Here is a 12755-nt window from a genome sequence, read left to right on the forward strand (position 1 = left end):
CACGCATAATGCAATGAGTCTTTTGCTCATCTCTTTGTCACATTATGTGTAAAAGTGGCCCTGCCAATATTGGAATGTAGGGGTAATGACAATGAATGGTTAATCAAATGTTGCTTGTTGGCAACGCTAGTGTAGGTGAATTTTAATGAACTGTGAACCAGTGATCGGATTAAGGGATAATTGGTTGGGCCAATTGAGGGAGGGGAGGGAAAGGGCGGGCCGGGCAAGCGTGCGCGTACCCGGCAGAAGGTTAAAACTCGGTTTTTGCGAAACCGGTCATCTCTTTCAGGCCCATTTCACGGCCTAACGCCGTCATTGGGTGGACGACAACCAGACCGCGCACGCTTTTCTTCAGCTTGCCCATATCGGCCTGTTCTTTTTTAGTAATCGCGCGGCGAAACGGCAGGTTCATCAGCTTTTGCGCTTCTTTACTCAGCTTCTGGCTGTGAACGTCACGCAGGCGCACGATCTCGGCTTCCAGCGTGGCTTTCTCTTTTTCCAGCTCGGCATATTTGTCAGCGGCATCGACAAGGGATAGCGAGGCCTGCTGGTGGCGGATGGCGTCCAGGCGATCGCTCAGACGTTTAATTTCGTTTTTTTCGACTTCTTTCATGGGATAGCTTCTGATGGAACCAGGATGAATTTTCTATAGTATGCGCGCAGAGCGGGATTATTCACAACTAATGGGATAAAAATAATCAAATAAGGCAAGTATTATAATGCTAATTGATTGTGTAACGTCTTGATTTAATACTTATTTAATAAACAAAACGTGATGTTAACGGTTTCTGTATGGTGGTTTGCGATTAAGCACGTTTTCCTCAATAGAAAACCCTGTCTGAGCCTAAACTAAAATTAGCGGCCGCGCATTCCCCGACGCGGAGAATACATGGAGATATCATCATGGTTAAAATAGGTGACAACGTTCCGCTTCTTATTGATAAGGCTGTAGATTTTATGGCTTCGAGTCAGGCATTTCGGGAGTATCTGAATAAAACGCCGCCGCGCGATATGGTTCCTGATGAGGTGCCGAAGGCAAATGCGCAGATGTACCTGCAACGTCTGGAATATTATCGCCAGCTCTATCAGCCGCAGCCGGAAGAAAAACAGTAAGTGGTTGACGGTCTATTTTTGAAAGGCTTTTTTTAAGCTGATTTTAGAAATCAGCTCGGTCAGGGAAAGCACCATCGTTGAGCGTACCGCTTGCTGGTAGCGCTGAATTTGCATGGCGTATAAACCCGGGTCAGAGGTCTCAAAATGCGGCGGCGGCGGTAACGCCGTCACGCAGTGCAGTTCGCCAAACGGCCCGAGAATTTCGTCGTCGGTGAACGCATATTCATTACCGTCGTGATTCAGTTCTTCACGCAGCGCCATCAGCAGTTCCGCATCTTCGTATTCAGGGCGACTGAGTACCCCCAGACCGTAGATCAGTTTCAGACGTACCGAGAGATCGCCCAGCGGTCCATCGCCGTCGAGCAACGGTTCCACTGCGTATTTCACCGCATAATCGTCTTTGCGAAACACCTGAAGTACCAGAATATTCACCGCCTCGGTGAGTAACTCTACGGCGGTGATGAGGAAACTTCGTACGGTTTTGCCAGCATTCAGACGCTCAAGCACGCGGTTTTCAAAGGCCTGGGTTTGTTCCATTATTGCCTGCATATCTGACAATCTGTCATTCGGGCGCAGGATGACCTGCGCCGTATTTTGCCTCATTTGGTCGCGTTGTATGCGTTAACCGCCTCCGCTACCACTTCGCTGTTTACATCCAGCCCGGAAATTTGCGCCAGCGCTTCCTGCGGCCCTTTCTCTGCGATCAGCGCAGCCAGTTCCTGGGCCTGCGGATCGTCTTCGCTGGTAAAGTGCATCGCGGCAGCGATACCGTTGACCAGGTTAACGTGCGGCAGGCCGTATTCCAGCGTGCCCAGCAGCGGTTTGATCAGACGGTCGCCCGCACTCAGTTTACGCAGCGGCTGGCGGCCAACGCGCTCAACGTCATCTTTCAGATACGGGTTTTCAAAACGACCGAGGATTTTCTGAATGTATGCCGCATGTTTGTCGGCATCAAAACCGTAGCGTTTGATCAGCACCGCGCCGCTCTCTTCCATCGCCCCTTTTACCACAGCGCGGATTTTCTCATCGAGAATCGCGTCACGGATGGTCTGATGACCGGTTAATTTTCCGAGGTACGCGGTTATAGCATGCCCGGTGTTCAGCGTGAAGAGTTTACGTTCGACAAATGCCATCAGGTTATCGGTTAATTCCATACCTGGAATATCTGGCAGCGCGCCTTTGAACTGCGTTTTATCGACAATCCACTCGCTGAAGGTTTCCACGGTGACTTCCAGCGGGTCGTTCGTGGCGGAGGCGGAAGGCGGCACGATACGGTCGACGGCGGAATCGACAAAACCGACATGCTGTTCAACCCAGGCTTTGTCTTCATCCGCCAGGGCGTTCATCACATGACCTTTCAATTGCGTGGTGCCGCGCACCATGTTTTCGCAGGCAATGATGTTAAGCGGCGCTTCAATTCCCTGCGTTTTACGTTTAACCAGGCCTTTGGCGATGGTCGGAGCAATGCGTTCCAGTACCACCGGCCCAACGGCGGTGGTGACCAAATCGACCTGCGCAATCAGCTCAACCACGTCATCGCTGATGCTGCTCACGGCATTAACGCCGGAAACCGTATCAACCTGCTCATTTTCACCCACCACATGAACCTGATAGCTATGACGGGCATTCAGGGCGTCGAGCACGACCTGGTTTACATCCGCGAACGTCAGTTGTATCCCCGCGTCAGCCAGCAGTTTACCGATAAATCCACGACCGATATTACCTGCGCCAAAATGTAATGCTTTCATAGTGTTAACCTTCATTAATGTTTTTACCCGAGAGGGCTGGGGTGAGGGACCGCATGGCTTCCCCCCTCACCCAAACCCTCTCCCTTGCGGGAGAGGAAACCGTACACCGCAGGCCCGGTAGCAGCGCCACCGGACATGATGCCGGATGGCGGCGTAAACGCCTTATCCGGCCTACGGGAACTGCACATCGCATGCCCGGTAAGCACAGCGTCGCCGGGCATGATGCCGGCCTACGGGAACTGCACATCGTAGGCCCGGTAAGCGCGAGCGCCACCGGGCAACGGACTTACTTACGACCGGCCAGCAGTTCCAGCACTTCATCCACGCTGGTGGTATGCGCCAGACGCTCGATCACGGACTCATCATCCAGCGCGTTAGTCAGGCTGGTGATGACCTGGATGTGCTCGTTGTTACGCGCCGCGATACCAATGACCAGGCGGGCGATATCGTCTTCTTCTTCACCGAAGCGAACGCCTTCCGGGTACTGGCAGAAGACCACACCGGTTTTCAGCACGCGGTCTTTGGCTTCCACGGTGCCGTGCGGTACGGCGATAGACTCACCCAGATAAGTCGGGGTCAGTTTTTCACGTTCCAGCATGGCGTCGATGTATTCTGGCTCAACATAACCGCCTTTCACCAGTTGCTCGCCCGCAAAGTGAATGGCTTCTTCTTTAGTGGCGGCTTTACGACCCAGGAAGATGTTTTCTGCGCCCAGCTTGAACAGGTTGTTATCCCCTTCATCAAAGCTGTCTTTCAGATGGTCGCGTACTTTCTCTTCGTTGGTGTTGTGGCGCTGCGCGGCAACCAGACGTTCGGTCAGGCTGGTGTACAGTCCGCTATCCAGGAAGTTGGTCAGCGAAATGTGCTGCGCTTGCGGAACCTGGCGCATGGCGCGCTCGGTCAGGTCACGGTGAGTGATGACCAGGTCGACATCCGGCGGCAGGTTGTTGATCGCGCTATTGGTGACGGAAATCTGGCTCAGACCCGCATCCTGAACTTTTTTACGCAGTACGCCCGCACCCATTGCGCTGGAACCCATACCGGCATCACAGGCAACGATGATTTTACGTACATGGCTCAGGTCGTTGGTCACATCGCCAGCGGACAGCGCGGATGCGCCTTTAGATTCCGCTTTCATGTCCTGCACGCGACGGGTTGCCGCGTCGATATCATCATCTTCTTTCACTTTGCTGGTTTTCAGCAGAATGGAGGCAATGATGAAGGAGACCGCCATAGCAGCGATAATCGCCGTGATGTTAGCGAAGTAGGCGCCTTTTGGCGTCATCGCCAGTACCGCCAGGATAGAACCCGGAGACGCCGGAGAAACCAGACCGCCGTTCAGGATGGTCAGCGTAAACACGCCAGTCATACCGCCGAGGATAACGGCCAGGATCAGACGCGGGTTCATCAGCACGTACGGGAAGTAAATTTCGTGGATACCGCCCAGGAAGTGGATGATTGCCGCACCGCCAGCAGACTGTTTTGCGCTGCCGCGACCGAAGAACATGTACGCCATCAGGATGCCCATACCCGGGCCTGGGTTAGCTTCGATCAGGAAGAAGATGGATTTACCCAGCTCATGGGACTGCTGAATACCCAGCGGCGAGAAGATACCGTGGTTGATCGCGTTGTTAAGGAACAGGATTTTCGCCGGTTCAACGAAGATAGACGCCAGCGGCAGCATGTCATGGACAACCATGAAGTTAACGCCGGCTGCCAGCAGTTTGGACAGGACTTCAACCGCCGGGCCAATGCCGAGGAACGCCAGAATCGCGAGGATCATCCCGATGATGCCAGCGGAGAAGTTATTCACCAGCATTTCGAAACCGGATTTGATCTTACCGTCTACCCAGCTATCGAATTTCTTGATGCAGTAGCCGCCCAGCGGGCCTGCGATCATTGAGCCGAGGAACATCGGCATGTCCGCACCGACGATAACGCCCATCGTGGTGATAGCACCGACCACGCCGCCGCGCTCGCCGCCTACCAGCTTACCACCGGTATAACCGATCAACAGCGGCAGGAGGTAGGTGATCATCGGACCAACGAGCTTTGCCAGCGTTTCGTTAGGCAACCACCCTGTTGGAATAAATAATGCGGTGATAATACCCCACGCGATAAACGCGCCGATATTTGGCATCACCATATTGCTGAGGAAACGACCAAAGCTTTGCACCTTGATCTTAATATCGGATGACATAAAAACACCCCTTCTTATGTTTGCTGTCGCGCAGGCTCGAAGCCCGAGGTTTGTTAATGTAGCGGCAGAGGTAGCCGGACCCTGTAGATAGTGCGAAATCTGGCACTGAATCGTTCAACTGTCCAGTTGCTGGCTTGTTGTGTGATTTAGGTCACATGAATATAGGGTAGATGGTGGTTATTGATGTGATATTGATCACAAAACAGTTGTGTAAAAAAACAACAAACCCGGAATCACCGATGGAAATAGCGTTTAAATGTGAACTGTTTCACATTTTTGATTTGAGGGTTTGTTGAATTTTTGTGATCTAAATCACAAGATATTTTCATCCGAAACCTGTGTGGTGTGATCTTAAGCAGATTCCGCCTCATGCTTCATTCTGATGTGTAATTGAGCAACCTCTCGCCGTGCAAAATTATCTTTTGGTTTGATGGCGAAAATGGCGGACTCGAATTATGTTCAAAATATCGGTGGAATCGTAATACGCCGCCTGTCATTTAACACTCTTATTAGCGTGAAGCCGGAGCAGGTATGTTTCTAAATTATTTCGCGTTAGGAGTATTGATCTTTGTTTTTCTGGTGATTTTTTATGGAATCATCATGATTCATGACATCCCTTATCTGATCGCTAAAAAACGAAACCACCCCCATGCTGATGCTATTCATACTGCTGGTTGGGTCAGTCTGTTTACGCTGCATGTTATTTGGCCGTTTCTGTGGATTTGGGCCACGCTTTATCAGCCCGAACGGGGCTGGGGCATGCAAGCGCATGTTTCACCGCAGGAAAAGGAACCTGAGCCGGGGCCAGAACCGGAGCCTGACCCGGAACTTATCGCCTTGTCGAAACGTGTGGAAGCGCTGGAGCGAAAGCTGGCTGAGGTACAGTCCCCTGATATTCCCCCGTCGGAGAGCTAATCATGGATCTGTTGATTGTTTTGACCTACGTAGCATTAGCCTGGGCGGTATTTAAAATATTCAGGATTCCGGTGAACCAATGGACACTTTCCACGGCGGCATTAGGCGGGGTATTTTTAGTTAGCGGACTTATATTATTAATGAACTATAACCACCCCTATACTTTTACGGCGCAGAAAGCGGTTATTTCTATTCCCATTACGCCGCAGGTAACAGGTATTGTGAGTGAGGTAACGGATAAAAATAATCAGCTGATTAAAAAAGGCGATGTTTTATTCAAAATCGATCCCGTGCGGTATCAGGCGCGGGTCGACAGGTTACAGGCTGACCTGGTCACGGCCACGCATAATATACATACCCTGAAGGCGCAATTAGCGGAGGCTCAGGCCAATACCACGCGGGTGTCCGCAGAACGCGACCGCCTCTATAAAGATTATCAGCGCTATCTGAAAGGCAGTCAGGCGAGGGTGAATCCGTTCTCTGAAAGCGATATCGATAACGCGCGGCAAAACTATTTAGCGCAGGATGCGATGGTAAAAGGTTCTGTTGCTGAGCAAACGCAGATCCAGAGCCAACTGGACAGCATGGTCGATGGCGAGCAGTCGCAAATCGTCAGCCTGCGGGCGCAGCTGGCCGAGGCGAAATACAATCTTGAACAGACGGTTATTCGCGCGCCGAGCAATGGCTATGTGACCCAGGTGCTTATCCGGCCCGGTAGCTATGCCGCCGCGCTGCCGCTGCGCCCGGTAATGGTTTTTATTCCCGAACAAAAACGGCAAATTGTCGCCCAGTTCCGGCAGAACTCATTATTACGTCTTGAGGCGGGAGATGAGGCAGAAGTGGTGTTCAATGCGCTGCCCGGCCAGGTATTCCAGGGCAAATTGTTGAGTATTTTACCGGTTGTGCCCGGCGGTTCTTACCAGGCGCAGGGAACATTACAGTCCTTAAGCGTAACGCCGGGGATGGACGGCGTGCTTGCGTTGATTGAGCTGGAGCCGAATAGTGATGTGGATGCCCTGCCTGACGGCATTTACGCCCAGGTTGCGGTTTACTCCGATCACTTCGCCCATGTCTCCGTGATGCGTAAGGTGCTACTGCGCATGACCAGCTGGATGCACTATCTTTATTTGGATCATTAAGCGGGTCGCCACCTGCTTTTTAGTAAAAATGCCTGATGGCGCTATGCTTATCAGACCGACAGGAACAATGCCTGCAATGTGTAGACCGGATAAGGCGCTTGCGCCGCCATCCGGCAAAACTAAGGCAAGATTTATTGATACCACTTTATTTTTTGTTGGCAAAAAGGACACGGCATGAAACTCATCGGCAGCTATACCAGCCCTTTTGTGCGAAAGATTTCGGTTTTATTGCTGGAAAAGGGCATCACTTTCGAATTTGTGAATGAACTTCCCTACAACGCGGAAAACGGCGTGGCGCAGTACAACCCGCTTGGCAAAGTCCCCGCGCTGGTGACGGATAAGGGAGAGTGCTGGTTCGATTCCCCGATAATCGCCGAATATATTGAGTTACTGGATATTGCTCCGGTGATGATTCCGCGTGAACCGCTGGCCTCACTGAAAGTACGGCAGATTGAAGCGCTGGCGGACGGCATTATGGATGCCGGTCTGGTTTCCGTGCGTGAACAGGCGCGCCCGGCGGCGCAGCAGTCTGAAACGGAACTGTTGCGCCAGCGCGAGAAAATCAACCGTAGTCTGGACGCGCTGGAAGGTTATCTGGTGGACGGGACGATTAAGACCGATACCGTGAATCTGGCAACCATCGCCATTGCCTGCGCCGTGGGCTACCTCAATTTCCGCCGCGTGGCGCCGGGCTGGTGTGTGGACAGACCGCACTTAGTCAAACTGGTGGAAACGCTCTTTCAACGCGAAAGCTTTGCCCGCACGGAACCGCCAAAGGCTTGATGCGCATTATGTCCGCCTGAGCAAACTCACGGTACAATCCCCCTCATGTCGATATCCCTCTCCGCACCGGAGGGGGCCACCAACAGCCAGGCCTTTTTCATGACAACCGAAACGCGTTCACTCTACAGCCAGCTTCCTGCTATCGATCGCTTACTGCGTGACAGCACTTTTCTCTCTTTACGTGACACCCACGGGCACACCAGGGTGGTGGATCTGCTTCGCCAGATGTTGGATGAAGCAAGGGAAGCGATTCGCGATACGCAGGCGCTGCCCGCGTGGTGCGAGAACTGGGCGCAAGAGGTGAATATCCGGCTGGCGAAAGAGGCGCAAAGCGCGCTGCGTCCGGTGATTAACCTGACGGGAACGGTGCTGCACACCAATCTGGGGCGAGCGCAGCAGGCGGAAGAGGCGATTGACGCAGTGGCGCAGGCAATGCGCGCTCCGGTCACACTGGAATATGATCTGGATGGCGCCGGGCGCGGGCACCGCGATCGGGCGCTGGCGGATCTGTTATGTCGCATTACCGGGGCGGAAGACGCCTGTATTGTGAACAACAACGCGGCGGCCGTGTTGCTGATGCTGGCGGCGACGGCGAACGGTAAAGAGGTGGTGGTATCGCGTGGCGAACTGGTGGAGATTGGCGGCGCGTTTCGTATTCCTGATGTGATGCGTCAGGCGGGTTGTACGCTGCATGAGGTGGGCACCACCAACCGGACTCACGCGAAAGATTATCGTCAGGCGGTGAATGAAAACACCGGCCTGTTGATGAAAGTGCATACCAGTAATTACAGTATTGAAGGCTTCACCAAAGCGGTGGATGAGGCAGAGCTGGCCGCTATTGGGCTGGAGCTGGATATCCCGGTGGTGGCGGATCTGGGCAGCGGTTCGCTGGTGGATCTCAGTCAGTACGGCTTGCCGAAAGAACCGATGCCGCAGCAGCTGATTGCCGCAGGCGTCAGCCTGGTCAGCTTCTCTGGCGACAAGCTGCTGGGCGGGCCGCAGGCCGGGATCATTGTCGGCAAGAAAGAGATGATTGCGCAACTGCAAAGCCACCCGCTGAAGCGAGCCCTGCGTGCCGACAAAATGACGCTGGCGGCGCTGGAGGCAACCCTGCGGCTTTACCTGCACCCGGAAGCGCTGGCGGAGAAACTGCCGACGCTGCGGCTGTTAACCCGCAGTGAAGCGGCGATTCAGGCGCAGGCGCAGCGGCTACAGGCGGCGCTTGCCGCACGCTTTAGCGCGGAGTTCGCGGTAAACGTGATGCCTTGCCTGTCGCAGATCGGCAGCGGTTCGCTGCCGGTTGATCGGCTGCCCAGCGCGGCGCTGACCTTTACGCCGCATGACGGGCGCGGAAGCCGTCTTGAGGCGCTGGCGGCCCGCTGGCGCGCGCTGCCGGTCCCGATCATTGGCCGAATTTACGATGGTCGCCTGTGGCTGGATATCCGCTGCCTTGAAGACGAGACCCGGTTTATGGAGATGATGTTGAAATGATTATTGCAACCGCCGGACACGTTGACCACGGAAAAACAACGCTATTACAGGCGATTACCGGCGTGAATGCCGATCGTCTACCGGAAGAAAAAAAACGCGGTATGACTATCGATCTGGGGTATGCCTACTGGCCGCAGCCGGATGGCCGCGTACTGGGATTTATCGACGTTCCCGGCCATGAAAAGTTTCTCTCCAACATGCTGGCGGGCGTGGGCGGTATCGATCATGCGCTGTTGGTTGTCGCCTGCGATGACGGCGTGATGGCGCAGACCCGCGAGCATCTGCAAATTTTACAACTGACGGGCAATCCGCAGCTTACGGTTGCGCTGACCAAAGCCGACCGGGTGGACGAAGCGCGAATCGAAGAGGTGCGGGAAGAGATTCTGGCGACGCTGGGCCATTACGGGTTTGCCGACGCGACGCTGTTTGTCACCGCCGCGAATGAAGGGCGCGGTATTGAGGCATTGCGCGAGCATTTACGGCAGTTGACGGGCCGCGCGCATCCCGGCCATCAGAGCTTTCGCCTGGCGATCGATCGCGCGTTTACGGTGAAAGGCGCAGGGCTGGTGGTGACCGGTACGGCGCTCAGCGGCGAAGTGAACGTTGGCGATACGCTGTGGCTGACCGGTGTGAATAAGCCCATGCGCGTGCGCAGCCTGCATGCGCAGAATCAGGCGACTGAACACGCTCATGCCGGACAGCGTATTGCGCTGAATATCGCGGGCGATGCGGAAAAAGAGCAGCTTAACCGTGGCGACTGGCTTCTCTCTGACGTACCGCCGGATGCCTTTTCACGCGTCATCGTTTCGTTAGAACATGCTGCGCCGCTCGTGCAATGGCAACCGCTGCATATTCACCACGCCGCCAGCCATGTCACCGGACGCATTTCCCTGCTGGAGGGCACGCTGGCGGAGCTGGTGTTCGATACGCCGCTATGGCTTGCCGATAACGACCGGCTGGTATTACGCGATATTTCTGCCCGTACCACGCTTGCTGGCGCACATGTGGTGACGCTCAACTCGCCGCGTCGCGGTAAACGTAAACCGGAATATCTGCAATGGCTGTCGGCGCTGGAAAACGCCAGGGATGACAGCGCCGCGCTGGCGACGCATCTCGAACGCGGCGCGGTGAATATTCCTGATTTCGTGTGGGCGCGGCAGCTCAACGGCGACGGTATGCGCCAGCTTATTGAACAGCATGGTTTTATTCAGGCGGGTTACAGCCTGTTGAACGCCCCTGTCGCCGCGCGCTGGCAGCGTAAGATTCTGGATACGCTCGCGGTGTACCACGAACACCATCGCGATGAACCCGGCCCGGGGCGCGAGCGTTTGCGGCGCATGGCGCTCCCGATGGAAGACGAAGCGCTGGTGCTGCTGCTCATCGACCGTATGCGTGAAAGCGGCGTGATTCACAGCCACCACGGCTGGTTGCATTTACCGGATCACAAAGCCGGTTTCAGCGACGAGCAGCAGGCCGTCTGGCAAAACATTGAGCCGCTGTTTGGCGACGACCCCTGGTGGGTGCGCGATCTGGCGAAAGAAAAGGGCGTGGACGAGCAGGTTATGCGGCAGGTGCTGCGACAGGCGGCACAGCAGGGCATGATTACCGCGATCGTGAAAGATCGTTATTACCGTAACGATCGGATTGTCGCTTTTGCGAACCTGATCCGCGAACTGGATCAGGAAAGAGGCTCGACCTGCGCCGCTGATTTTCGCGATCGGCTGAATGTTGGACGAAAACTCGCCATTCAGATTCTGGAGTATTTTGACCGGACAGGATTCACGCGCCGTCGCGGAAACGATCATTTATTACGCGATGCGTTATTATTTCCGGCAAAAGAATGATACGAATTATTAAAATAGAAAATGAATTAATACAATTATTTTCTTGAATTATATAAAGCACAGCAGGCGATGAACCTAATGTGCTTTTTTATATTTTATAATGGGAAAATAACAACAGCGATCATATTTTCACGACAGGTTCATCCGTATGCTGCCAGCCTTATTTCAGTAATTAAGGATGGTACAATGGCTGCTTCAACATTTTTTATTCCTTCCGTGAATGTAATCGGCACTGGTGCATTAAAAGAAGCAATGAATACCATGGCGGAATATGGTTTTCGCCGTACATTAATTGTCACGGATAGTATGTTGACAACATTAGGCATGGCTGGAGATATTCAGAATGCGTTGCAGGAACGCGATATTTTCAGCGTTATTTATGATGGCACGCAGCCGAACCCGACCACCGAAAACGTGGCTGCCGGGCTGAAACTCCTGAAAGAACACGGGTGCGATAGCGTAATTTCGCTGGGCGGCGGCTCCCCACACGACTGCGCGAAAGGCATCGCGCTGGTGGCGGCGAACGGCGGCGACATCCGCGACTATGAAGGCGTGGATCGCTCCGCGAAACCTCAGCTACCGATGGTTGCTATCAACACGACGGCGGGAACGGCATCAGAAATGACCCGCTTCTGCATCATTACCGACGAAGCGCGCCATATTAAGATGGCGATTGTGGATAAACACGTTACGCCGCTGCTCTCTGTGAATGACTCTTCGTTGATGATGGGGATGCCGAAATCGCTGACTGCCGCGACCGGCATGGATGCGTTAACCCACGCCATTGAAGCCTATGTTTCTATTGCCGCAACGCCGATTACTGATGCGTGCGCGCTGAAAGCCATCTCTATGATTGCGGAAAACCTGGCGATTGCCGTGGAAGAGGGCAGCAACGCGCAGGCGCGCGAAGCGATGGCCTATGCGCAATTCCTGGCTGGTATGGCGTTTAACAATGCTTCTCTGGGCTATGTCCACGCGATGGCGCACCAGCTCGGCGGCTTCTACAATCTGCCGCACGGCGTATGTAATGCGGTGCTGTTGCCGCACGTTCAGGTATTTAACAGCCAGGTCGCGGCAGGCCGTCTGCGTGACTGTGCGGCTGCGATGGGCGTTAATGTAACCGGGATGAGTGAAGCCGACGGCGCGAAAGCGTGCATTGACGCTATCCGTCAGCTGGCGCAGCAGGTCAACATTCCGGCGGGTCTGCGCGACCTGAATGTGAAAGAAGAAGATATTTCCGTGCTGGCGACCAATGCGCTGAAAGACGCCTGTGGCCTGACCAACCCTATTCAGGCGACCCACGACGAGATCATGGCGATTTACCACGCGGCGATGTAATTGAGTGATTGCCGGATATACGATACGCATCGTGTCATTCCGGCGTCATGCCCGATGGCGCTGTGCTTATCGGGCCTACACTGTGCGGTAAGGTGAAACGGCTTAAACATCCGCTTGTCTATATCGTGACCGCAGTCGTAAAGCAGTAAAAGGCTGGCGAAGATTTCGCCAGTCCCGTCTAACC

At 54.2% G+C, this 12755-nt stretch carries 11 protein-coding genes; 7 read left to right on the forward strand and 4 right to left on the reverse strand.

What is annotated here, in order from left to right:
* Window positions 1-250: 250 nt before the first annotated feature.
* On the reverse strand, window positions 251-613 hold the full coding sequence (locus tag OGW17_RS12290; protein ID WP_012135739.1) for a YibL family ribosome-associated protein: 363 nt from the start codon (window positions 611-613) through the stop codon (window positions 251-253).
* 290 nt (window positions 614-903) lie between these two features.
* On the opposite strand from OGW17_RS12290, the gene OGW17_RS12295 reads away from it, so the two are divergent.
* A complete protein-coding gene (locus tag OGW17_RS12295; protein WP_012135738.1) occupies window positions 904-1113 on the forward strand; it encodes a hypothetical protein in 210 nt (69 codons plus the stop codon).
* A gap of 12 nt (window positions 1114-1125) precedes the next feature.
* Here the strand turns inward: OGW17_RS12295 and mtlR are convergent, their stop codons facing one another.
* The 3 genes from mtlR to mtlA all read right to left on the reverse strand — a co-directional run bounded on the left by mtlR (window position 1126) and on the right by mtlA (window position 5061).
* Window positions 1126-1716, reverse strand: coding sequence for a mannitol operon repressor MtlR (gene mtlR / locus OGW17_RS12300; protein ID WP_012135737.1), 591 nt, complete (start codon window positions 1714-1716; stop codon window positions 1126-1128).
* Window positions 1713-2861, reverse strand: a complete 1149-nt coding sequence (gene mtlD / locus OGW17_RS12305; protein ID WP_071259212.1) for a mannitol-1-phosphate 5-dehydrogenase — start codon at window positions 2859-2861, stop codon at window positions 1713-1715. Before mtlD ends, mtlR begins: the two co-directional genes overlap by 4 nt.
* A gap of 286 nt (window positions 2862-3147) precedes the next feature.
* Window positions 3148-5061: a PTS mannitol transporter subunit IICBA gene (gene mtlA / locus OGW17_RS12310; protein WP_071259215.1), complete on the reverse strand. Its 1914-nt coding sequence runs from the start codon at window positions 5059-5061 to the stop codon at window positions 3148-3150.
* A 531-nt stretch (window positions 5062-5592) separates the two neighbouring features.
* On the opposite strand from mtlA, the gene OGW17_RS12315 reads away from it, so the two are divergent.
* The 6 genes from OGW17_RS12315 to yiaY all read left to right on the forward strand — a co-directional run bounded on the left by OGW17_RS12315 (window position 5593) and on the right by yiaY (window position 12571).
* Window positions 5593-5976, forward strand: a complete 384-nt coding sequence (locus OGW17_RS12315; protein ID WP_071259218.1) for a DUF3302 domain-containing protein — start codon at window positions 5593-5595, stop codon at window positions 5974-5976.
* A 2-nt stretch (window positions 5977-5978) separates the two neighbouring features.
* A complete protein-coding gene (locus OGW17_RS12320; RefSeq protein ID WP_012135732.1) occupies window positions 5979-7115 on the forward strand; it encodes an HlyD family secretion protein in 1137 nt (378 codons plus the stop codon).
* A 174-nt stretch (window positions 7116-7289) separates the two neighbouring features.
* Entirely contained in the window at window positions 7290-7898 is a 609-nt protein-coding gene (locus tag OGW17_RS12325) for a glutathione S-transferase (RefSeq protein ID WP_047460300.1), read from the forward strand.
* 99 nt (window positions 7899-7997) lie between these two features.
* The gene (gene selA / locus OGW17_RS12330; protein ID WP_058668277.1) at window positions 7998-9389 is read left to right on the forward strand and encodes an L-seryl-tRNA(Sec) selenium transferase; all 1392 of its coding nucleotides are present in this window, start codon (window positions 7998-8000) and stop codon (window positions 9387-9389) included.
* On the forward strand, window positions 9386-11233 hold the full coding sequence (gene selB / locus OGW17_RS12335) for a selenocysteine-specific translation elongation factor (RefSeq protein WP_071259220.1): 1848 nt from the start codon (window positions 9386-9388) through the stop codon (window positions 11231-11233). Before selA ends, selB begins: the two co-directional genes overlap by 4 nt.
* Window positions 11234-11419: 186 nt before the next feature.
* On the forward strand, window positions 11420-12571 hold the full coding sequence (yiaY, locus tag OGW17_RS12340; RefSeq protein WP_071259223.1) for an L-threonine dehydrogenase: 1152 nt from the start codon (window positions 11420-11422) through the stop codon (window positions 12569-12571).
* Window positions 12572-12755 lie beyond the last annotated feature (184 nt).

Origin of the sequence: Citrobacter sp. CK181, from assembly GCF_030333595.1 — a bacterium.
GTDB lineage: Bacteria > Pseudomonadota > Gammaproteobacteria > Enterobacterales > Enterobacteriaceae > Citrobacter_B > Citrobacter_B koseri.

Excerpts from the sequence above, each read along its gene's own strand:
- OGW17_RS12290 (WP_012135739.1), bottom strand. The coding sequence starts at position 613 with ATGAAAGAAGTCGAAAAAAACGAAATTAAACGTCTGAGCGATCGCCTG.
- OGW17_RS12295 (WP_012135738.1), top strand. The coding sequence starts at position 904 with ATGGTTAAAATAGGTGACAACGTTCCGCTTCTTATTGATAAGGCTGTA.
- mtlR (WP_012135737.1), bottom strand. The coding sequence starts at position 1,716 with ATGAGGCAAAATACGGCGCAGGTCATCCTGCGCCCGAATGACAGATTG.
- mtlD (WP_071259212.1), bottom strand. The coding sequence starts at position 2,861 with ATGAAAGCATTACATTTTGGCGCAGGTAATATCGGTCGTGGATTTATC.
- mtlA (WP_071259215.1), bottom strand. The coding sequence starts at position 5,061 with ATGTCATCCGATATTAAGATCAAGGTGCAAAGCTTTGGTCGTTTCCTC.
- OGW17_RS12315 (WP_071259218.1), top strand. The coding sequence starts at position 5,593 with ATGTTTCTAAATTATTTCGCGTTAGGAGTATTGATCTTTGTTTTTCTG.
- OGW17_RS12320 (WP_012135732.1), top strand. The coding sequence starts at position 5,979 with ATGGATCTGTTGATTGTTTTGACCTACGTAGCATTAGCCTGGGCGGTA.
- OGW17_RS12325 (WP_047460300.1), top strand. The coding sequence starts at position 7,290 with ATGAAACTCATCGGCAGCTATACCAGCCCTTTTGTGCGAAAGATTTCG.
- selA (WP_058668277.1), top strand. The coding sequence starts at position 7,998 with ATGACAACCGAAACGCGTTCACTCTACAGCCAGCTTCCTGCTATCGAT.
- selB (WP_071259220.1), top strand. The coding sequence starts at position 9,386 with ATGATTATTGCAACCGCCGGACACGTTGACCACGGAAAAACAACGCTA.
- yiaY (WP_071259223.1), top strand. The coding sequence starts at position 11,420 with ATGGCTGCTTCAACATTTTTTATTCCTTCCGTGAATGTAATCGGCACT.